The sequence below is a fragment of the Luteibacter aegosomatissinici genome (assembly GCF_023078495.1).
GTDB classification, from domain to species: Bacteria; Pseudomonadota; Gammaproteobacteria; order Xanthomonadales; family Rhodanobacteraceae; genus Luteibacter; species Luteibacter aegosomatissinici.
Genome location: NZ_CP095742.1, coordinates 4,651,050 through 4,673,581 on the forward strand (window position 1 = coordinate 4,651,050; position 22,532 = coordinate 4,673,581).

Below are 22,532 nucleotides of genomic sequence, written 5' to 3' on the forward strand. Positions count from 1 at the left end.
GCCCTCCATGACCGCAGCCCTCCGCCACGACTGGACCGCCGACGAGGTAGAACGCCTGTTCGCCTTGCCGTTCAATGACTTGCTATTCCAGGCCCAGTCGGTCCACCGCCAGTACCACGACCCCAACGCGGTACAGGTTTCCACCCTGCTCTCGATCAAGACGGGTGGCTGCCCGGAGGATTGCGCCTACTGCCCGCAGGCGGCGCGCTACGCCACGGGCGTGAAGGCCGAGAAGCTGATGAGCGTGGAGGCCGTCCTGGCACGCGCGCAGGCCGCCAAGGATGCTGGCGCCAGCCGCTTCTGCATGGGCGCCGCCTGGCGCTCGCCGAAGGATCGCGATGTGGCCAAGGTGGCCGAGATCGTGAGCGCGGTGAAGGGGCTCGGCCTGCAGACCTGCGCCACCCTGGGCATGCTCAGCCAGCCGCAGGCCGATACGCTGAAAGCGGCCGGCCTCGACTTCTATAACCACAACCTGGATACCTCTCCGGATTTCTACGGCGAGATCATCCACACCCGCGAGTACCAGGACCGCCTGGATACGCTCGATCACGTACGCCAGGCTGGCATGAAGACCTGCTGCGGCGGCATCGTGGGCATGGGCGAATCGCGGGCGCAGCGTGCGGGCCTGCTGAAGACGCTGGCCAATCTCCCCGAGCACCCGGAATCGGTACCGATCAACCGCCTTGTGCAGGTCGCCGGTACGCCGCTGCACGGTACCGACGCACTGGATCCGTTCGAGTTCGTGCGCAGCATTGCCGTCGCGCGCATCCTCATGCCGGCCTCGGTGGTGCGCCTTTCAGCCGGCCGCGAGAGCATGGACGATGCCCTGCAGGCGCTGTGCTTCGCCGCCGGCGCGAACTCCATTTTCTACGGTGAGAAGCTGCTGACCACGGGCAACCCGGATGTGGAACACGACCGCCGCCTGTTCGAGCGCCTGGGCCTGAAGCCCATGGAAGTGGAGATCGAGCCGGGCACGGTGCACGCGGACATCATCGAACCCGCCGACGCGGCGTGAGCACGCGACCAGACCTTCGCGCGCGCCTTGCGGCAGCCCGCGCCCAGCGCGAGCGCGAAGGTCTGCTGCGCCGCGTGCGCACCTGCGATGTGCTGCCCGGCGGTCGGCGCGTAGTGGGCGGCAAGGTGCTCACCGATTTCTGCGGCAACGATTACCTGGGCCTCGCCAGCCATCGCGAACTACTGGCTGCGCTCACCCGCGCGGCCGCGGCGGAGGGCGTGGGAACCGGCGCGGCCCACCTTGTATCCGGCCACCGCGGCGAGCACGCGGCGCTCGAAGAAGAACTGGCCGACTGGACGGGCCGCCAGCGCGCCGTGCTGTTTTCCACCGGCGTGATGGCGAACCTTGGTGCGCTACAGGCGCTACTGAGTGCCGGCGCGATGCCCGGGCGCGACACTGCCCTCTGCGTGCAGGACAAGCTGAACCACGCCAGCCTCGTCGATGGCGCGCAGTTGGCGGGTGCCGAGCTGCGCCGCTACCCGCATGCCGACGTGGAGGGCGCCGCACGCCAGCTCGCCGCGAGCCCGGACCTGCCCGCCATGCTCGCCACCGATGGCGTGTTCAGCATGGACGGCGACGTGGCACCGTTGCCCGCGCTCGCCACCCTGTGCCGCGAACGCGGCGCCCTGTTTTACGTGGACGATGCCCACGGCCTGGGCGTACTTGGCCCCCATGGCGCGGGATCACTGGCGGCCGCCGGCCTGGGCGCCAGCGACGCCCCCGTGCTCATGGGCACGCTCGGCAAGGCGCTGGGCTGCGCTGGTGCCTTTGTCGCCGGCGATGCCGACCTGATGGACGCGATCGTCCAGTTCGCCCGCCCCTATATCTACACCACCGCCATGCCCGCCGCCCTGGCCGCGGCGACCCGGGCCGGCCTGCGCCTGGTACGCGAAGACACGGAGGGCCGAAGGGAGCGGCTGGCCGCGAACATCGCCCGGTTCAGGGCCGGTGCCACCCAACTGGGCTTGCCACTGATGCCCTCCGCCACCGCTATCCAGCCGGTGCTGCTTGGCGATGCCGGGGCCACGCTGGCCGCGGCACGGCTGCTGGAGAGGGCCGGCTTCCTGGTGGTGGCGATCCGCCCCCCGACCGTCCCGCGTGGCGGGGCCAGGCTCCGGATCACCCTCTCGGCCGCGCATACCGAGGCCCCGATCGACGCCCTGCTGGAAGCGCTTGGCCGCATCCCCCTGCCGGCGCAGGCCCTCGCCGTATAATGGGCGGCCCCGCGCATCGCCCCATGCCCATGAACATCCTCAACATTTCCGCCTACAAGTTCGTCGCCCTCGACGACCTCGCCGCCCTGCGCGAGCGGGTCCTGGCGCGCTGTGAGGCACTGTCGCTGAAGGGCACGATCCTGCTGGCGCCCGAAGGCATCAACCTGTTCCTGGCCGCGCCACGCGAGGCAGTGGATGCCTTCATCGAATGGCTGCACGGGGATGCGCGCTTCGCGGACATCACGCCGAAGGAGAGCTGGTCGGAGAGCGTGCCGTTTGGCCGCATGCGTGTGCGCCTGAAAAAAGAAATCATCACGATGCGCGCCCCGGCGATCCGCCCCGAAGCGGGCCGCGCGCCGCACGTCCTCCCCGTGGATCTGCGCCGCTGGCTGGACCAGGGCCACGACGACGAGGGCCGCGAAGTGGTGCTGCTGGACACACGCAACGATTATGAAGTGGCGGCTGGCACGTTCGAGAACACCGTGGAATACGGCCTCGCCAGTTTCACCGGCTTCCCCGACGCCGTCGCCGCGGATCGCGCACGCTTCGAAGGCAAGACGGTCGTTTCGTTCTGCACCGGCGGCATCCGCTGTGAAAAGGCGGCCATCCATATGAATGAGATCGGCATCGACCACGTATTCCAGTTGGAAGGCGGCATCCTGAAATACTTCGAGGAAGTCGGTGGCGCGCACTGGCGCGGCGACTGCTTCGTGTTCGATGGCCGTGGCGCGGTCGATCCCGCGCTGGCCCCGAGCGATACACCGTGAGCGATCTTTACATCGAGCGCCGCGGCCACGGCAGCGTGCCGCTGGTGATGATCCACGGCTGGGCGATGCACGGCGGCATCCTGCATCCGCTGGCCGATGCGCTGGACAGTCACTGCGACATGTACCTGGTGGACCTGCCGGGCCATGGCCATTCGCGTACGTCCTCCATCCCGCTCGAGCCACGCGCCTGTGCCGAGGCCATCATCCGTGGGACGCCACCGGCCGCATGGCTGGGCTGGTCGCTGGGCGGCCTTGTGGCGACGACCGCCGCACTCGATTTCCCCGATGCAGTGCGCCAGCTCATACCGGTCAGTTCGACACCGAAGTTCGTGCGCACGGACGATTGGCCGCACGGCAACGACCTGGCGATGGTGCGCAAACTCGCCAACGATCTTGATGCCGACTACAAGGCCACCGTGGATCGCTTCATCGCCCTGGAGGCGATGGGCAGCCAGGATCCGCGCACCGAGACACGCCGGCTGATGGCCGAAGCCTACGAACGCGGCGAGCCGGATCCGCGCGTGCTGATGGAAGGCCTGCGCCTGCTTGAAAACGCCGACCTGCGCCCGCGCCTGCATGAACTGACCATGCCCAGCCTCTGGATCGCCGGCCGGCGCGACCGCATTGTGCACCCCGAGGCGATGCGTTGGTCCGCCGAAGCCGCCGGTGGCCGCTTCGTGGAACTGGCGCATGCCGGCCACGCCCCTTTCATCGGACACGCCGCCGAACTGGCGGGTGTCCTCACGCAGTTCACGAGTTCCAGCGCATGAGCGAATTCCACTTCGACCGCCGCCAGGTTCGCCGCAACTTCGGTCGCGCGGCTGGCACGTATGAAAAGCACGACGCACTCCAACGCGAGGTGCAGTCCACGCTCATCGAGCGCCTTGAGGTGTTCCCGCAGGCCCCGGAGGTCGTCCTCGATGTGGGTGCCGGCACCGGCCGCGGCACAGCCGCGCTAAAGAAGAAGTATCCGAAGGCACAGGTAATCGCCGTCGACCTCGCGCTGCCCATGCTGAAGGAAGCGAAGCAGCACGCCGGGTGGCTGAAACCGTTCACACGCGTGCAGGCCGATGCCTATACCCTGCCGGTACCGGATAACAGCGTGGATGTGTTGTTCTCCAACCTCTGCTTCCAGTGGTGCGAGGACCTTTCGCGCCTGTTCGCCGAATGCGCGCGTGTACTGAAGCCCGGCGGCCTGCTGACGTTCTCCACGTTTGGCCCGGATACGCTGCAGGAACTGCGCGCGGCGTGGGCAAGCGCCGACCAGCACGCCCACGTGGCGCGCTTCCTCGATATGCATGACGTCGGCGATGCCATGCTGGCCCAGGGCTTGAAGGACCCCGTGCTGTTCGCCGAACGCTACACGCTTACCTACCCCACCCCGCGCGCCCTGCTGGATGAATTGCGCGGGCTCGGCGCGAACAACGCCGACGCCGGCCGCCTGCGCGGCCTGACCGGCAAGCAGCACTACAAGCGCATGCTCGATGCGTACGAAGCGATGCGGACGGAAGGCACCATCCCCTCGACGTGGGAAGTGGTGACGGCGCATGCGTGGGGCCCGCCGGAAGGCCAGTCGCGTCGCGAAGGCGGCGGCGAAATCGCCAGCTTCTCCATCGACAAGCTGCGTGGCTCCCGGCGGAGGAACCCCTTCACGTGACGTCGCGGTGGTAACGATCACAGGTCACAAGGTGGTCGTTAACCATGCCAGCCGACTGCATGACGCCATAGCAGATGGCCGTACCGGCAAACTGGAAGCCACGGCGCTGCAACTCCGCGCTCATTTCATCCGATAGATCCGAACGCATGGGCACATCGGCGGGAACACCGTGCGCGTTGATGACGGGCTCGCCCTGGGTGAACGACCACAGCAGCGTGGCCAGCGATTCCCCTCTTTTCGCCATGGCCAGCGCGATGCGCGCATTCGCCCGTACCGAGGCCACCTTGAGCCGGTGGCGGATGATGCCGCGGTTGACCGCTACCGATGCGAGCTCGTCGTCGTCCATGGCCGCGATGCGCTCGATATCGAACTGATGGAACAGCTCCCGGTAAGCCGCTCGCTTACCCAGTACCGTGCGCCAGGCCAAGCCAGCCTGCGCACCTTTCAATGCCAGAAGTTCGAAAAGCTGGCGATCGTCGCGGACGATCCTGCCCCATTCGTTATCGTGCCACTCGCGCTCGATGTCGCTGTGGTCGGCCCAGGAACAACGCATGTTCCACCTCGTCGTCGCGGAAGGAACGACTAGGTTAGGAACCGCGCATCGTTCATGCTGTCCGTAGCGCCCGGCAGATGAGGTGGGCGCTTGCGATGACGATGCAGCGAGCGAAGCCTGCACGCCGCGCGGGCGAAGCCGACGCCGCGCGAGGCGTCGCCCGCGTAGCTGTGCCTACCAGGGCAAGGCGTCGAGATCGACGTTGCCCCCGGTGATCACCGCCCCGATCGTGCGGCCCACGAACCGATCGGGATAGCGCGACAGCGCTGCCAGTGTCGTGGCACTGGAAGGCTCCACGATGACGCGCAGCTCGGACCAGAGCAGGCGCATGGCGGCAATCACTTCCTCGTCACTGACGCGCAGCACGCGCACCTGGTGATCGCGCAGGGCGTGGAAATTCGGCTCGCCGATGAGTGTGCGCAGCCCATCGCAAATCGTATCGGGCGTGAAAGGACCGACGCGCTCATCCGCTTCGAGCGAACGAGCGGCGTCGTCGGCGCCTTCCGGCTCCGCGCCAAAGAGCGCCAGGCCGGGATCGACACCGTGCGCCGCGATCGAACAACCCGCTGCCAGCCCGCCGCCACCGACGGGGAACAAGATCGTATCGATCTCCGGCGCCTGCCGGAGCAGCTCGGGCACGAGCGTGCCCTGCCCCGCCATGACACGCGCATCGGCGTAGGGGTGCACCAGGTTCGCACCCGTCGCTGCCATGACCTCGGCGGCCTTCGCCTCGCGTGCCGCCGTGGTCGCGGCGCAGCGGTGAATGGTGGCACCGGCCGCGATGATCGCATCTACCTTGGCTTTCACCGCACCTTCGGGAACCACGACGTGCGCCGGGATGCCGCGCGTACGCGCCGCCATGGCCAACGCATTGCCATGGTTCCCCGATGAATGGGTCACGACCCCACGGGCCGCGTCTTCGTCGGAGAGTGACCACACCGCGTTGGTAGCACCGCGAAACTTGAATGCACCGCCTCGCTGCAGGTTTTCGCACTTGAACCAGACCGATGCACCCGTACGCGCATCGATCAGGTCGCTGCGCAGGACGGGCGTCACCCGCGCATGCGGGGCGATACGCGCCGCCGCATCACGCACTTCGGCGTACGACGGCAGTGTCACGCGGTGAACTCCACGCCACAAACGAAGCGGCGCTCCTCACCGGGTGCCAGCTTCAACGCCGCCGCACAATCGTCACGGTTGAACGCGTCGGGGATGGATTCCATCGGTTCCAGCGCGACCGATTTACGTGGATCGCGCTCGTTCGTATCCGACGTGAATACGAGCATGACGCCGCGTTCCTGCCATACGGCCAGCCCAGTACCCGTCTTGGGATCCCGCAAGTGCGTACGCGCCTTGCCGTCGTCATCCACCTGCAGGTCCGCATACGTGTTGTTCAGCGGCGTGGCGCCGATGCTGCGACGCTGGCGGAAATCGAGCGAGGCATCCGCGTCGTTGATGGATTGCCACGCGGCTGGGCCCGGGACAGGAATGAAATCCTCGCCGGCGACGATGACGGTCTCGGCGGGCACCTGCAGTTCCCAGGTATCGATCGGGTTATCCGAAAGGCGGAAGTACGGGTGCCAGCCGAAGAACGTGGGCGCGGCATGCTCGCCCACATTGCGAGTAACGGTTTCCAGCGCCAGCCCACGGGCATCCAGCGTGAAGGTGACGCTGAAATCGAGCGCGAACGGGTAACCCGGGTGCACGCCGGGTCGGATGGCTTTGGTTGCAAACGTTACGGTCGCCGCGTCCTCACCTGCCTGTTCGTTCACGATGTCGAACATTTCGCCGCGCAGGAAGCCGTGCCGGATGGCGCGATCCGCGCCCACCGCACCCGGCTGCAAGTCGTAGGATGTTCCTTCAAACGAGTAGCTTGCGTTATTAATGCGGTTGGCGAACGGCGCCATGATCGCAAAGCGGGAACCCTTGTGCGGCACCAGCTCCTGTTCGTTAAGGAAAGCGTCGGCGATATTCCGCTCACCGCCCTCGGCCGGGATGGCTATCGAGACGACCGTCGCACCGCGGCGTGCGATGTGAATCTCGCGTTTCGTTGCGCTATCGCGGAGGACAACCAGTTCCTGTGCGCCCATGGAAGAGCGCGTCACGGCAAAACGGGACATCGGAGGGTTCCTTTTGGCAGATCTGCCCGCATGTTAGCCTGCCAGAGCCCGCACCACGACTACCTGACGCCATGAGCGACCGATCCGACGCCCCCACTACCGTTATCCGCCTGGCCGATTACCGCCCGCCCGCATGGACGGTTGAGCACGTCGCGCTGGCGTTCGACCTGGGCATCGACCGCACGGAAGTGCTGGCCACGCTCGAGTTGGTGCGCCAGGCCGATGAGCCTATCCGTCTGCACGGCGAAGGCCTCGAGTTGTTATCGCTGAGCATCGATGGCCGCACACTCGGTGATGGCGAGTACATCCTCGCCCAGGGCGTGCTCGAGGTAGGGGTCGAAGGCGATCGCTGCACGCTGACCACGCGCGTCGCCCTGCGCCCGGCGGAAAATACCGCCTTCGAGGGCCTGTATCTTTCCGGTAGCCGCGACAAGGGCTTCCTGCTGACGCAATGCGAAGCGGAAGGCTTTCGGCACATCACGTTCTACCCCGATCGTCCCGATGTGCTTTCGAAATACACGGTGACGCTGCGCGCGGATAAGTCGCGCTTTCCCGTGCTGCTGGCAGGCGGCAATCCCGATGGCGCGGGCGACCTGCCCGATGGCCGCCACTGGGCACGCTTTGTCGATCCACACCCGAAGCCGAGCTATCTGTTCGCCCTGGTGGCCGGCCGCCTCGAGCGCATCAGCCAGGATTACACGACGGCCGATGGCCGCAAGGTGGGCCTGCATATCTGGGCCGAAGCCGATGTCATCGATCGCTGCGACTACGCGATGGATTCCCTCGTGCGCTCCATGCGCTGGGATGAACAGGCGTATGGGCGCAACTATGACCTGGATGTGTTCCACGTCGTCGCCACGCACGATTTCAACATGGGCGCGATGGAGAACAAGGGCCTCAACATCTTCAACGCGAAGTACCTGCTGGCCGATCCGGATTCCAGCACCGATGACGAATACCGCCATGTCGAAGCGGTCGTCGCCCATGAGTACTTCCATAACTGGAGCGGCAACCGTGTCACCTGCCGCGACTGGTTCCAGCTCAGCCTGAAGGAAGGCCTCACGGTGTTCCGCGAGCAGAGTTTTTCCGCCGACATGAACTCGGCCCCGCTGAAGCGGATCGAGGACGTGGCCCTGCTCCGCCGCGCACAGTTTCCCGAGGATGCTGGCCCGCTGTCTCACCCCGTGCGCCCCTCGCAATACTCGGAGATCAATAACTTCTACACAGCCACCGTGTATGAAAAGGGCGCCGAACTCGTGCGCATGATCGCGGGCCATCTCGGCAAGGATGGTTTTCGCAAGGGCATGGATCTCTACTTCCAGCGCCACGACGGCCAGGCGGCGACGATCGAGGATTACCTGAAGGCGCTGGGCGATGCCAATGACGTGGACCTGTCCACCTACCTGGCCTGGTACGGCCAGGCAGGCACGCCGCGGCTGAGCGCCGAGGGCCGCTACGAAGCTGACAAGCGGCGCTATCGCCTGCTGTTGCGCCAGCGCACACCAGCCAGCGCGGGGCAGCCGAACAAGCAGGCCCTGCCTGTGCCGGTACGCCTCTCGTTGTTCGATTCCCATGGCACGGCCATGCCGCTACGCATGGAAGGCGAGACCGCGGCCGGCGCCAGCGAACGCACGATCGTACTTGCGGGCGCCGAGCAGGCGTTCGTGTTCGAAGACATGGCATCGCCGCCCGTTCCGTCGCTGCTGCGCGGGTTCTCCGCGCCGGTGATCCTGGAGTGCGAATACGCGCCCGCGGAACTGGCCCTGCTGCTACGCCATGATGCGGATGGCTTCAACCGTTGGGATGCCGGCCAGCAGCTGGCCGGCCTGGCGTATGACGAATACCGCGACGGCCATACCGCGGGGCCCGCTGTCACGGCGTGGGCCTCGGCGTTGGCAGGGCTGTTTGGCGACGCGAGCATCGATGACGCGTTGCTGGCTGAGCTGCTGACACCCCCGGGTGAGATCGAACTCGTGGAACGGCAACCGGAGCGCGATCCGGAGCGGATCCGCGCCGTTCGCCAGGGCTTGCTGCGCGTATTGGCGCAGGCGATCGGGCCGGATGCGTTGCGAGACCGTTACCGTGCATTGCAGGCGCAGGCCAGTGCGGACCTCGATGCCGCCAGCCAGGCACGCCGCCAACTGAAGCGGCGCGTGCTCGATCTGCTTGCCCTGGCCGATAAGCCGGGCGCGGTCGCACTGGCCCAGGCCCAGTACGACCAGTCACCCTCCATGACGGATCGACTGGCCGCCCTCACCACGCTGGCGATCAGCGACGCAGGCGCGGCCGAGGCGCCGCTCGCACATTTCCGCGAGCGCTACGACGGCAACGCCCTGGCGCTCGACAAATGGTTCGCTGCCCAGGCACAGCTGCCCGGCGAGGCCGCGCTGCTCCGGGTCCAGGCACTGGAGCGCGACGATGCGTTTACCCTGAAGAACCCCAACCGCGTGCAGGCGCTGCTCGGCACCTTCGCACGGGCGAACCCCACGGGGTTCCACCGAGCGGATGGCGCGGCGTACCGCTGGCTGGCCGATCGCCTGGTCGCGATCGATGCGCTGAACCCACAGGTCGCCGCGCGGGTCGCGACCGCGTTCAACGGGTGGAAACGCCTTGAGCCGGCACGGCGCGAGGCGGCGCATGCGGTGGTCGCGGAACTGGCCGCACGGAAAGATCTGTCGCGCGACCTCACCGATATTCTGGCTCGCGTTGCCTTAGGGTGACGCGATTATCAAAAACTGACGCTCAGCGTCACCAATTGCCGAAATAGAGCCGTTCGTTGACAAAAAAGTCACACACGGTTCATCGGAACAGAGTATGTTGGCTCCAACGAAGAAAGCCGCGGCAGGGGCCGCGGCTATTCGTGCCAATCACTTCGGTTTCTGGCGCCCAGCAGCACGGTCATCCTGGATTCCCCCTGTTCCTGAGACCGCTGGGCGCCAGATCTCATTCTTGAACCGAATGGGGCATCCTTGCCCACATCCCGCTTCCTTCCCCCGGCACACGATCAAGCCCCTGTCGCTCGATCTCGGCGCGCGTATGTCGCGCAGCGTCTGCCCGGTGGAAGTGCGCTGTAAGTCAAGCAGCATCCGTGCCAACTGCGTCCGATTTTGTGTAGGAAGCCTGGTGGACCTCCGGCGTTTACCGGGGCACCGGGCAGCCCCAACTGGCGCTAAAATAACCAACCCGGCCTTTTGCCCGCGATCCTCCCGATGATTTATCCAGAAACCTACGACGTGATCGTGGTCGGTGGCGGCCATGCCGGCACCGAGGCCGCGCTGGCCGCCGCCCGCGTGGGCGCGCGCACGCTGCTGCTCAGCCACAACATCGAAACCATCGGGCAGATGAGCTGCAATCCCGCCATCGGCGGCATCGGCAAGGGCCATCTGGTGAAGGAGATCGACGCGCTGGGCGGGGCCATGGGCCGCGCGGCCGATCTGGCCGGTATCCAGTGGCGCACGCTCAATGCGTCCAAGGGTCCCGCCGTGCGCGCGACGCGCTGCCAGGCCGATCGCGCGCTGTACAAGGCGGCCATCCGCCACATCGTGGAAACCCAGCCCAACCTCAGCCTGTTCCAGCAAGCCGTCGACGACCTGCTGCTGGAGAACGGCAAAGTGGTGGGCGTTCGCACGCAGATGGGCCTGGATTTCCACGCGCCTGCCGTCGTGCTCACCGCAGGGACGTTCCTGGCCGGCAAGATCCATATCGGCCCGGCGCAATACGCCGGCGGCCGTGCGGGCGACCCGCCCGCCTCCACGCTTGCTGCAAAACTGCGCGAGCTACCGGTGGCCGCCGATCGCCTCAAGACGGGGACGCCGCCGCGCATCGACAGCCGCAGCATCAACTACGCCGTGCTCGAGGAACAGGCCGGCGACAACCCGATGCCGCACTTCTCGTTCATGGGTTCGGCGGCGGATCACCCGCGCCAGGTGAGCTGCTGGATCACCCACACCACCGAAGCCACCCACGACCTGATCCGCGGCTCGCTGGATCGCTCGCCGTTGTACAGCGGCCAGATCGAAGGCGTGGGCCCACGCTACTGTCCGTCCATCGAAGACAAGGTGGTGCGCTTCGCCGACAAGCTTTCGCACCAGATCTTCGTGGAACCCGAAGGCCTGGATACGTTCGAGATCTACCCGAACGGTATTTCCACCTCGCTGCCGTTCGATGTGCAGCATGCGCTCGTACGCTCCATTCCCGGTTTCGAAAACGCGCATATCACGCGGCCGGGCTACGCCATCGAATACGACTACTTCGACCCGCGCGGCCTGCATCCCTGGCTCGAAACGAAGGGTATCCCCGGCCTCTATTTCGCCGGCCAGATCAATGGCACCACCGGTTATGAAGAAGCCGGTGCACAAGGCCTCATCGCCGGCATGAACGCCGCGCTCGCCGTGCGTGGCGAGACGCCGTGGTATCCGCGCCGCGATGAAGCGTATGTGGGCGTATTGATCGACGACCTGACCACCAATGGCACGATCGAGCCGTACCGCATGTTCACATCGCGGGCGGAGTACCGCCTGCACCTGCGCGAAGACAATGCCGACCTGCGCCTGACTGCGGAAGGTTATGCGCGCGGCGTGGTACCCGAAGCACGCTTCCGCCGGCTGGAAGAAAAGCGCGAAGCCGCCGAGAAGGAAACCGCTCGCCTGCGCGGCCTGTGGGCGGCACCGACCAACACCCTGGGTGCAGCCGTGGAGCGCTCGCTCGGCATCGCGGTGAGCCGCGAGACGCATGCACTCGACCTGCTGCGCCGCCCGGAGCTGGATTACGCCGCGCTGATGGCCGTGCCCGAACTGGGGCCGGCCGTGGCCGATGCGGAGGTGGCGACCCAGGTGGAGGTGCAGGCGAAGTATTCCGGCTACCTCGAGCGCCAGCGTGAGGAGATCGAGCGCCAGCGCCGCCACGAAGCCACGGCCATCCCGGGCGATTTCGATTACGACCGGGTCCGCGGCCTGTCGGCCGAGGTCATGACCAAGCTGAAGCGCTCCCTGCCTGCCACGATCGGCCAGGCCTCGCGCATCAGCGGTGTCACCCCCGCCGCCATTTCGTTGCTACTGGTCCACCTGAAGCGCCGGGCCGCCTGACCTCTGGCCCTCGGCGGGCTGGCAGGCATCTGGCATCATCCGGGGCAGTTAGCGACTTACGGATGACACACCATGCAAGTCTGGATCGGACGGAACGGCGAACGCTTCGGCCCCTACCCCGATGACGAGATCCGCCAGTGGCTGCGGGATGGCACCTGCCGTCCCGAGGAGCTCGGCTGGTACGAGGGCATGACCGACTGGCGGCCGCTGGGCGAGTTGTTCCCGGAAGACCGCCCTGCCACCCCGCCACCGGGCGCCACGCCGCCGCCCCCTCCGCCGCGCGAGCAGCCGTTCATGGGCATCACCGAAAACACGGTGGCGCCGGAGTACGCGGGTTTCTGGCTGCGCTTCGGCGCGTGGGTGATCGATTACATCCTGATCACCATCCCCTCGACGTTCATCGCCATGGCGATGGGCTTCCAGCACGCCATCACCACCTTCTTCGCGCAGATGGAAACCAACCAGAGCGCGGCGATGACGGCCTACCTGGACGAGGTGCGCCCCATCGCCTATGTGGTGCTGCTGATCGGCTTCGTTTACTACGTTCTGTTCGAGTCCTCGAAGTGGCAGGCCACGCCCGGAAAGCTCGCCGTGGGCATCCGGGTCACCGACACGGCCGGCCAGCGCCTCACCCCGGGCCGTGCCGCCGGGCGCAACCTCATCCGCCTGGCCAATGCGGTGCCGTTCCTGTCGATCCTGCCCCTGGTGTTCTACATCACCGCGGCCTTCTCGGAGCGCAAGCAGGGCATCCATGACATGCTCGCCGGCACCTACGTGCTCACCGGCCGCGCCGATTCCGCTACCGCGCCCACGCCGCGCAGTGGCCCGTCCCGCCCCACGGGTAGCTTCGACGCCTGACCCACCGGCCGGCCGCTCCGGCGGCCGGCCTGCCCTGCTTGCTATCATCGGCGGCCCGGCCCTCGTTTCGGCCGGCTGAGCTAGCACAGGAAAGACATGCAGAGCATTGAACAACGTATCGCCCAGGATATCGCCGCCCGCCCCGACCAGGTCCGCGCGGCAGTGGATCTTCTCGATGGTGGCGCCACCGTGCCGTTCATCGCCCGCTACCGCAAGGAAGTGACCGGCGGCCTCGACGACACGCAGCTGCGCCTGCTGGAAGAGCGCCTGCGCTACCTGCGTGAACTGGAGGATCGTCGCTCGGCCATCCTCGATAGCATCGCCGAACAGGGCAAGATGACTGACGCCCTCAAGGCCGACATCCTCAGCGCCGACACCAAGGCGCGCCTGGAGGATCTGTACCTTCCCTACAAGCCCAAGCGCCGCACCAAGGCCCAGATCGCCCGCGAGGCCGGCCTGGAGCCGCTGGCGACCGGGCTGCGCGAGGACCCCTCGCAGGACCCGGAAACCTTCGCCGCCGGCTTCGTCGACGCGGAAAAGGGCGTGGCCGATACGAAGGCCGCCCTGGACGGCGCGCGCGCCATCCTCATGGAAACCATCGCCGAAGACGCCGCGCTCGTGGGTGAGCTGCGCGACTGGCTGTGGGACAAGGGGCAGATCAAGGCGGCCGTGGTGGCCGGCAAGGAAAACGAAGGCGCGAAGTTCCGCGATTACTTCGACCACACCGAAGCCCTGTCGAAGATCCCGTCGCACCGCCTGCTCGCGCTCATGCGCGCACGTAACGAAGGCATCCTCGAGATCGACCTGAACCCGGCGCTGGATGTCGAGCAGGGCCACGCCGAAGGCGAAGGCCGCGTGGCCGCCCGTGCCGGTATCAGCGACCGCGGCCGCCCGGCCGATGCATGGCTGCGCGAAACCGTGCGCCTGACCTGGCGCGTGAAGCTGCACCTGCACCTCACCCTCGATCTGTTCGGCCGCGTGCGCGAAGGCGCCGAGGACGAAGCGATCCGTGTGTTCGGCGAGAACCTGAAGGACCTGCTGCTCGCGGCACCCGCGGGCGCCAAGACCGTGATGGGCCTCGATCCGGGTATCCGCACCGGCTGCAAGCTCGCGATCGTGGATGCCACCGGCAAGCTGCTCGCTTACGACACCATCTACCCGCATGAGCCACGCAACCAGTGGGACCAGTCCATGGTCCGCATCGCCCAGCTCAGCAAACAGCACGGCGTGGGCCTGGTCGCCATCGGCAACGGCACCGCATCGCGCGAAACCGACAAGCTGGTCGGTGATGTCATGCGCAAGATGCCGGAGCTGAACCTGTCCAAGGTCGTCGTCAGCGAAGCGGGCGCCTCGGTGTACTCCGCCTCGGAGCTCGCATCGAAGGAATTCCCGGAACTCGACGTGTCGATCCGTGGCGCGGTCTCCATCGCGCGCCGCCTGCAGGATCCGCTCGCCGAGCTGGTGAAGATCGAGCCCAAGGCGATCGGCGTGGGCCAGTACCAGCACGACGTGAACCAGGTGAAGCTGGCCCGCGCGCTCGATGCACGCGTGGAAGACTGCGTGAACGCCGTGGGCGTGGATGTGAACACCGCCTCCGCCCCGCTGCTCGCCCGCGTGGCCGGCCTCTCGTCCAGCGTGGCCGAGAACGTCGTGAAGCATCGCGACGCCAACGGCGCCTTTGGTAGCCGCAAGGACCTGTTGAAAGTGCCGCGCCTTGGCGACAAGGCCTTCGAACAGTGCGCGGGCTTCCTGCGCATCACCGGCGGCAACAACCCGCTGGATGCCAGCTCGGTGCATCCCGAGGCTTACCCGGTGGTTGAGCGAATTCTCAAGCAGTGCGGCCGTGAAGTGAAACAGGTGATCGGCGATACCTCGTTCCTGCGCGGACTGAAAGCCGAAGATTTCACCGATGAAACGTTTGGCGTTCCGACGGTGCGCGACATCCTCAAGGAACTCGAAAAACCGGGCCGCGATCCGCGTCCGGAATTCATCGCGCCCAGCTTCGCCGAGGGCGTCGAGGACCTGAAGGACCTGAAGGTCGGCATGGTGCTGGAAGGCCGGGTCACCAACGTCGCCGCGTTCGGCGCGTTCGTGGATATCGGCGTGCACCAGGATGGCCTCGTGCATGTTTCCGCGCTGTCGCACACCTTCGTCAAGGATCCGCGCGACGCGGTGAAGGCCGGCGATATCGTGAAGGTAAAGGTCATGGAAGTAGACCTGCCGCGCAAGCGCATCGCACTTAGCATGCGCCTGGATGATGTGCCGGGCGAAGCCCGCACCGGCCGACCGGGGCAGCGCGACGATGCCTCCGCCAGCGGTAACCGCCGCGGTGGCCAGGGCGGCGGCTCGCGCCCGGCGCAGGCACCCAAGGCCACGCCGGCTCCGGCCAACAGCGCGTTCGCGGACGCGTTTTCGAAAGCTCTCAAACGCTGACGACGCGAGGGGCGCGCGAAAGCGTGCACCTCACAGGGGAACACAACCTTTGAAACGCAGCGCGCTCCCTGTAGGAGCGCGCTTGCGCGCGATGCACCCCAACCCTGCAAAAAACCTGCGGCGCCGCAGCATGCGCCGCCGTATGGCTTCGGCTACGGTAACGATTCTCTAACGCCCCACACACGGAGTGATTCCAAAATGCGTATTCGTCATCTCGCAGGCGCCATCGGTGCCGCCCTTCTGTTCAGTGCCGGGGCGCACGCCGACGGGTTCCAGCAGGTTGTCTCGTTCGGCGACAGCCTGAGCGATAACGGCAATGTCTCGATCCTTTCGGGCTCGCCGGTCATCACCCGCTTCACGACCAACCCGGGCACCGTCGCCGTCGAGAACATCGCGAAGTACTTCAACCTCACGCTCACCCCGTCGCTCCAGGGCGGCACGGATTACGCCTTTGGCGGCGCCCGCGCTGCCATCGCCAACCCGGTGCCGGCCACGTCCACCCAGATCCAGCAGTACCTGACTGCGAACGGCGGCAAGGCCGACCCGAACGCGCTGTACACCATGTGGATCGGCGCCAACGATATCCTCGCTGCCACGCAGAGCCCCGCCACGGCGCAGACCATCGTCGCGACCGCCGCCACCCAGGAAGTCGGCCAGATCAAGGCCCTGCAGGCTGCTGGCGCCAAGACCATCGTGGTGTTCAACCTGCCCGATATCGGCAAGACCCCGGCCGCCCAGTCCGCCGGCGCCGCGGCTGCCTCCAGCATTACGTCGCTGTCGCAGATCTATAACGGCATCCTGAGCGGTGGCCTGGCCACGACGAACAAGGGCATCGTGTCGATCGATACGTACTCCCTGCTCAACGAGGTCATCGCCAACCCGTCGGCGTACGGCTTCACCAACGTCACCGTGCCGGCCTGCACCACGGCAAGCTCGATCACCTGCTCGCCCAACACCCTGCGCGATCCGAACGCGGCCGCCACCTGGCTGTTCGCCGACGGCATCCACCCGACCACGGCGGCGCACGCCCTGCTCAGCCAGTACGCCATCTCGGTACTCGAAGCCCCGAAGCAGATCTCGCTGCTGGGTGAAGCCGGCCTGGCATCCGATGCCGCGCACCAGCGCGCGCTGCGCAACGAAATGATGGCCGACAACTTCGGTGCGGAGTCGCGCTTCTTTGCCTCGGTGGAATATGGCCAGCAGAACTACAAGGGCACGGATAACTCGCCGAAGACCGACAGCGACAATGTGAACCTGACGGTCGGCGCGGATGCCCGCATCTCCGATAACTTCAACGCAGGTGTCGCACTGGGCCTGGCCCAGGCCAAGGCCGACTTCAAGGGCGGTGGCGGCTACAAGATGCAGGACGTGGCCGGTACCGGCTACGCGTTCTACCACCAGGGCGGCGGCTACGTCGGCGCCTTCGCCACGTTTGGCCAGCTGAGCTTCACCGATATCGATCGCCGCATCGACCTGGGCACCGCACGCCGCACCGAAACCGGCAAGACCGACGGCTCGCACGTTGGCGGCGGCCTGACCGGTGGCTGGTGGTTCGGTAGCGAGTCGCTGAAGACCGGCCCGTTCGCCACCGTGGAGTTCGAGCAGCTGCGCGTGTTCGGCTACACCGAGCGCAACAACACCAGCACCGCCATGACCTTCGGCAAGCAGGTGCGCAACGCCCGCATCGAAACCCTCGGCTGGCGCCTGCAGGGTTCGTGGGCCACGGGCAGCACCACGGTGCACCCGTTCGTGGAAGTAGCCTACAACCACGATGGCCGCGCGGAAGACCGCTACGTCACCGCTGGCCTCACCAACATGAGCGGCAAGTTCGAACTGCAGGGCTTTACGCCCGACAAGACCTGGGCCACCGCCGATGTCGGCATCTCGGCTGACTTCAGCAAGAGCTGGAGCGGCTGGGCGAGCTACAGCGGTCGCTTCAGCGACGACACGCAGCGCCTCAACAGCCTGAACCTTGGCGTCAAGATGGCGTTCTAAGCGTGCTTCAGTCGGGCCAGCACGTCGCTGGCCCGACTAGCACCCACTGAAAAGCGACACAAAAAAACGCCGGCTTTCGCCGGCGTTTTCATTTCATCGCAAGGCAGCGGCTTACTTCTTGCCGCCGGCCTTCGTGTACATGGCCTGGGCCTGGCTCTTCAGGTTGTTGGCATCGTCGTCGCTGAGGACGTCGGTCTTGCTGCCCGCCTGGTTTTCCTTCAGCACGAGGTCGCCGGCATCGTTCCAGCCTGCACGCTCGGTCGAGGTCGGCTTGGCATCCTTGCTGGCCTTCTTCTCCTGCACGATCACCCAGGGCTTGCCATCCTTGTAGGCGTAGTTCGTCGAGGTGAAGCCCTTGTCGCCGTAGTCGACCAGCTCGATGACGAACACGACATCGTTGCCCTTCTTGAAGATCTGCCAGCCGCGCGATTCGCCTTCCTTCAGCGCGGTGCCCTGGGTCATCTTCATGCCGCCGATGTTCTTCTTGACGGTATTGAAGCCGGCCAGCTCCTTCTCACCCGGGGTGGCTTCACCGACGAGCTGGATGTTGGCAACGTTCTTGGCACCCTTGGTGAGCACCGGGGTCTTCAGCGGCGACGAGTAGTGACGCTCGCCATCCTGCAGGGACACCTCGACGATGTACATATCGTTCGGGTTGAGGTCCGCTGCGTTGAAATCGAGCTGGAACTGCTGCGGCAGGGTCACCGGCGCGATCGACTTGGTGGCGAGCGGCTGCGAACCCTCGGCCGAGACATCGACCAGCTTCAGGTCGAGCTTGGCATCCGGCGACAACGAGGCGCCCGCGTCACGCAGGGTCACGGTGCCGGTCACGGCGTTGGCGGGAGCGGCATTCTCGCCACCAGCGGCGGCCTGCTGGCCGTTGTTGTCCGAACCGCCGCCGCAGCCAGCAAGCGCCAGGGCGGATACGGATGCGAGCGACAAGAGAATCCTGCGCATGGTCGAGCCTCGTTTGAAACGGAAAAGTGTGTGGGTCACGGAAGATACGCAAGCGCATGGCCCGCAAGGACTTCCGGGGGGAACCATGGAGCATACCGACAAAAACGGCTGTGGAAAAGTCAAGCGGCGAACGCCGCGAGGGTCTGGAAGCGCGAACCGCTGCGCATTTCCATCCCGATTCATGCCGAATTTGCCAAGCCCCTGATTTTTCGCAAGTTTGCACTGATACCAGTCAAAACCTGCTCCTCCCATAAAAAAAGACGCCACCCGAAGGTGGCGCCTCTCTGGGGTGCCGCCACCCCGTCCAGGGGCGGCGGCCGGCAATTCGCTGCGACTTATCAGAAGTCGTAGCTGATGCCGAAGCGAGCGTAACGCGGGGTGGTCTGGAAGAGCGTGGTCTTGTAGTCCGGATCCACTGCACCGACCTGGCCGGCCTGCGGGTAGATCGCGAGCTTGTCACGCTTGTTCAGCACGTTGAACACCGAGATCGAGAAGGCCAGCTTCTTGTCAGCCCAGATCGGACGGTATTCGGCGCTCAGGTCGACCAGGTAGGTCCACGGCAGGTGGCCCTGCTTGCCCGGAGGCGACGGCTGGCCATAGCAGAAGTGGTAGTACGAGCCGTAACCGGTCGGATCCGATTCGTCCGCGCCGAAGTAACCCAGGCAATCCTTCGGAGCACCCGACTGCATGGTGATGTTACCCGAGAGCAGGAACTCGTCGGTCAGCTGGTACGAGCCATAGGCCTTGACCGTGTGGCGACGGCTGTTGGACAGCTCGCCGTTCGAGTAGACCATGAGGGCCGGGAAGTCCCAGTCCACCGTGGCCGACACGTCGGTCTGGCCGATGTCCGAACGGACCTGGCCTTCCGAGTTACCGTAGCTCTTCGAGTACAGGTAATCGACCTTGCCGTACCACTTACCATCGAACGGATGCTCGAGGTACATCTCGAGGCCGTAGTAGTTACGCTTCAGGTGCGGGAAGCCGAAGTCGGCGTTCGACACGTGCGCGGTGTAGTAGCCACCGTTGGTGTTCGGCACCAGGAAGTCCGAAGCGCGACCCGGGTTGAACAGGTAGCTGCCCTGGATGGGGCCGATCGTCGCCGGATCCACGCCCTGGTTGATCAGCGCGTTGTAGATCGTGTCCGAATCGCCCACGTCGTCGATCGCGTTCTTCAGCTTGCGCACCGTGGCCTTGGCACCGTAAACCCACTTGTCGCCGAGGGTCTTGTCGAAGCCGAGGATGAACTCATCCTGGTATTCCGACTTGAGGCTACGCGAGGTCGCGGTGTTCGGATCGCGCGGAATACCGTACTCGCGGTTGGCCGAGATCGGGCCGCCGGTGGCGGTGTCGATCGGGGCCAGGCCGGTCGGCTGGCCCAGCGAATCGATACCCGTGTAGGTGAAGTACTCGCGGGTATACAGCGACTGGCCCGCAGAACGCAGCGCCACGCTCGCCGGCAGGGCGAGGTAGTAACGGCCGGCATTGGCGTAGATCTTCAGCGACGAATCGCCGTTGACGTCCCAGGTGGCACCCAGGCGCGGAGCCCACTGCGGGCTCGTCAGCTTGAGGTACGACTGGCCGACACCGTTGTAGTTGGTGAACTGGTCGTTACGGATACCGACCTTCACCAGCCAGCGGTCGTTAACCTGCCAGGAGTCTTCCAGGTACTGGGCGCGCTGCTTCACACGCACCGAGGCGCGGGCATCGTAGACATAGCGATCGACGTAGTAACCATCACCACCCGGAGCGGCGACGTACGAGGACGAACCCGGGGTACCGGCGATCGGCGTAGCCGGATCGTGCTTGTTGTATTCCCACGCATAACCCGGACCCGAAGTGCCCTGGCCGTCGTTGGAGTCCTTCACGTCCTGGTTATCGATACCACCGGTGATGGTGTGATCGCCAGCGTGGTAGCTCAGGTCGATACGCAGATTGCGGTTGGTCGACTTGTGCTGCGGGTCGTAAACACGCGTGGTCGGGTTGTCGTTCGTGATGGGGTTGCCACCAACAATCGCCGGATCCTGGAACTGCGGATTGATGACGTGCGGGTTATCCGAATCCGGAACGGGCGTGTAGTACGTGCCCTTCATCTTGCCGTACGTGGCAGTAAGGGTCAGGTCATCGGTGATGTAGCTGGTGTACTTGAAGGTGTACAGCTCAGCGCCCGACTTCGTGTTCTGCGACGTGTCCTTGCCTTCAAACGCGCCGCGCGTCAGCGTGGAGTAGTCGAAGTCATAAACGTTGGCGTCGTAGTTCTGCTTGTTCGAAGCGTAGGTGCCTTCGAGGATGTTGCTGTCGTTGATGTTCCAGTCCAGCTTGCCGTAGTACTTCGGATTACGGTACGAGCGATCGTAGTAAGCCGGGGAATCCTGCGACGTGTAGCGGTCCTGGTTGACCTTTTCCTGTTCCGCGGCAAGGAAGATGTACAGCTTATCCTTGATCAGCGGGCCACCCACGTAGGCCGATTCGACCTGACGCATCTGGGTGTCTTTCTTGTTGTAATTGAACAGCTCGCCAGCGCTGGCGGTGTCGGAGTTGACCTGGTAGTGGTCATTGCCCGGGGTCGAACGGGTGCCACGCGGCTCCCAGAGGACCTGTGCGCCGAAGTGCCATTCGTTGGTACCGCGCTTACCGACCTGCGAAATCACGCCACCGGCCGAACGGCCATAGGCGGCGCCGTAACCACCGGCGAGCACTTCCTGCTGGTCGATCGCACCGTACGGCAGGGTGATGCCGCCGAAGCCCGACAGCGGGTCGGTCGTGTTGAAGCCGTTGATGTAGTACGCGTTCTCGGTGACCGAACCGCCGCCGATCGAAACCAGGGCGTTACCAGTCGGGCCGGTGAAATAGCCGCTACCCGAGACAGCACCCGGTGCCAGCAGCGCGATGGCTTCGGCGGTGCGGCCCAGCGGGAGCTTGGCCAGCTGTTCGGAGGTGATGACGGTGCGCGAATCGACCGTGGAAACGTCGACCGGCGGCAGCGAGTTCGCGGTGACCGTGACCGACTCCAGCGACTGGGCGCTGGCAGCCGTGGCAGCGGCGGCGAACGAGACGTCCGTGCCCTTGCCGACGGTGAGGTTCACGCCCTTGCGCGAATCGACGACAGCGCCGTTGCGCTTGAGGTTAACGTCGTAAGCGGAGCCGACCGGGAGGTTATCCAGGCGGAAACGGCCGTTGGCGTCAACCGGCACTTCACGGTTGATACCGCCGCCGCTCTTCACTTCAACGGTATCGCCCGGCTGGGCCGTACCGAAAAGATAACCAGCGGTGGACTGAGCGAGGACGGCACCGGTGCCGCCCATGCCGATCGCGAGGGCAAGAGCCAACGCGGAATGACGCAGGACCGAAGCCTGCCGGGTGCTACGAGAACTCATGTGCAAATCTCCCCAGATCGGCCCAACAGGGCCTGAAAACGCGCAAAACCGACCAATGGCCGGAAAAAAAAGGTCGGCCTTGGGGTGCATGTTTTCGGGGGATTTTGCCGGCGCCACCTGCTCCTCCCAGAGTGGTGACCCCGCCCCACGAGACCTGCTCCCGACAAGTCCGTCAACGTTGGCCAGGGGCTTTTCGCATCTACGAAAAACAAACCCGGATTTCGCCGAACCCGAATCTAGGCGGGCTGGGTCCACCGTGTCAACAAATTATTTACACGGGGTGGGCGTTTTCATTGCTTTCTGCTGACAGGAGCCGGGAGGCCCAAATCACCGTCAGGGCAGGATTTTTCTTATTAGCCAATCGGTTTGGCGTAAAAAACGCCTCCCTTCCCGGGCAGGAGGAGAGGCGATCTGGGGAGTTGCAGTGCCTTTCCGTCGGCCGGTTGGATGGGCCGGCCGCGGTGATCTTGTTGTTATTGGTTCGCATTTCCCCCGGGCCAACCGG

The 22,532-nt window shown here is 65.6% G+C and carries 15 protein-coding genes; 10 read left to right on the forward strand and 5 right to left on the reverse strand.

Annotation, left to right across the window (positions count from 1 at the left end):
• The first annotated feature begins 7 nt into the window (after nucleotides 1-7).
• The 5 genes from bioB to bioC are packed head-to-tail and all read left to right on the forward strand — an operon-like array spanning nucleotide 8 to nucleotide 4,653.
• On the forward strand, nucleotides 8-1,015 hold the full coding sequence (bioB, locus tag L2Y97_RS20885) for a biotin synthase BioB (RefSeq protein WP_247430540.1): 1,008 nt from the start codon (nucleotides 8-10) through the stop codon (nucleotides 1,013-1,015).
• A complete protein-coding gene (locus L2Y97_RS20890; RefSeq protein WP_247430542.1) occupies nucleotides 1,012-2,229 on the forward strand; it encodes an aminotransferase class I/II-fold pyridoxal phosphate-dependent enzyme in 1,218 nt (405 codons plus the stop codon). Before bioB ends, L2Y97_RS20890 begins: the two co-directional genes overlap by 4 nt.
• A gap of 29 nt (nucleotides 2,230-2,258) precedes the next feature.
• Nucleotides 2,259-2,996 (forward strand): sulfurtransferase, encoded by a 738-nt coding sequence (locus L2Y97_RS20895; RefSeq protein ID WP_247436944.1) that lies wholly within the window; start codon nucleotides 2,259-2,261, stop codon nucleotides 2,994-2,996.
• Nucleotides 2,993-3,766: a pimeloyl-ACP methyl ester esterase BioH gene (gene bioH / locus L2Y97_RS20900; RefSeq protein WP_256452062.1), complete on the forward strand. Its 774-nt coding sequence runs from the start codon at nucleotides 2,993-2,995 to the stop codon at nucleotides 3,764-3,766. The genes L2Y97_RS20895 and bioH overlap by 4 nt, the downstream gene beginning before the upstream one ends.
• A complete protein-coding gene (gene bioC, locus L2Y97_RS20905; protein WP_247430544.1) occupies nucleotides 3,763-4,653 on the forward strand; it encodes a malonyl-ACP O-methyltransferase BioC in 891 nt (296 codons plus the stop codon). The genes bioH and bioC overlap by 4 nt, the downstream gene beginning before the upstream one ends.
• Here bioC and L2Y97_RS20910 read toward each other — a convergent pair.
• The 3 genes from L2Y97_RS20910 to L2Y97_RS20920 all read right to left on the reverse strand — a co-directional run bounded on the left by L2Y97_RS20910 (nucleotide 4,646) and on the right by L2Y97_RS20920 (nucleotide 7,326).
• Entirely contained in the window at nucleotides 4,646-5,206 is a 561-nt protein-coding gene (locus L2Y97_RS20910) for a DNA-3-methyladenine glycosylase I (RefSeq protein ID WP_247430545.1), read from the reverse strand. The genes bioC and L2Y97_RS20910 overlap by 8 nt on opposite strands.
• A gap of 174 nt (nucleotides 5,207-5,380) precedes the next feature.
• A complete protein-coding gene (locus L2Y97_RS20915; RefSeq protein ID WP_247430547.1) occupies nucleotides 5,381-6,325 on the reverse strand; it encodes a threonine ammonia-lyase in 945 nt (314 codons plus the stop codon).
• Nucleotides 6,322-7,326: an aldose 1-epimerase gene (locus tag L2Y97_RS20920; protein WP_247430549.1), complete on the reverse strand. Its 1,005-nt coding sequence runs from the start codon at nucleotides 7,324-7,326 to the stop codon at nucleotides 6,322-6,324. The genes L2Y97_RS20915 and L2Y97_RS20920 overlap by 4 nt, the downstream gene beginning before the upstream one ends.
• 71 nt (nucleotides 7,327-7,397) lie before the next feature.
• On the opposite strand from L2Y97_RS20920, the gene pepN reads away from it, so the two are divergent.
• The 5 genes from pepN to L2Y97_RS20945 all read left to right on the forward strand — a co-directional run bounded on the left by pepN (nucleotide 7,398) and on the right by L2Y97_RS20945 (nucleotide 17,696).
• A complete protein-coding gene (gene pepN / locus L2Y97_RS20925) occupies nucleotides 7,398-10,046 on the forward strand; it encodes an aminopeptidase N (RefSeq protein ID WP_247430551.1) in 2,649 nt (882 codons plus the stop codon).
• Nucleotides 10,047-10,535: 489 nt separating this feature from the next.
• On the forward strand, nucleotides 10,536-12,410 hold the full coding sequence (gene mnmG / locus L2Y97_RS20930; RefSeq protein ID WP_247430553.1) for a tRNA uridine-5-carboxymethylaminomethyl(34) synthesis enzyme MnmG: 1,875 nt from the start codon (nucleotides 10,536-10,538) through the stop codon (nucleotides 12,408-12,410).
• Between the two features lie 72 nt (nucleotides 12,411-12,482).
• Entirely contained in the window at nucleotides 12,483-13,268 is a 786-nt protein-coding gene (locus tag L2Y97_RS20935) for an RDD family protein (protein WP_247430555.1), read from the forward strand.
• Between the two features lie 96 nt (nucleotides 13,269-13,364).
• Entirely contained in the window at nucleotides 13,365-15,701 is a 2,337-nt protein-coding gene (locus L2Y97_RS20940; RefSeq protein ID WP_247430556.1) for a Tex family protein, read from the forward strand.
• 198 nt (nucleotides 15,702-15,899) lie between these two features.
• Nucleotides 15,900-17,696, forward strand: a complete 1,797-nt coding sequence (locus L2Y97_RS20945) for an autotransporter outer membrane beta-barrel domain-containing protein (protein ID WP_247430559.1) — start codon at nucleotides 15,900-15,902, stop codon at nucleotides 17,694-17,696.
• A 111-nt stretch (nucleotides 17,697-17,807) separates the two neighbouring features.
• Here the strand turns inward: L2Y97_RS20945 and L2Y97_RS20950 are convergent, their stop codons facing one another.
• Entirely contained in the window at nucleotides 17,808-18,653 is an 846-nt protein-coding gene (locus L2Y97_RS20950) for a YbaY family lipoprotein (protein WP_247430562.1), read from the reverse strand.
• A gap of 338 nt (nucleotides 18,654-18,991) precedes the next feature.
• Nucleotides 18,992-22,027 (reverse strand): TonB-dependent receptor, encoded by a 3,036-nt coding sequence (locus L2Y97_RS20955; protein WP_247430565.1) that lies wholly within the window; start codon nucleotides 22,025-22,027, stop codon nucleotides 18,992-18,994.
• Between the last annotated feature and the right edge of the window lie 505 nt (nucleotides 22,028-22,532).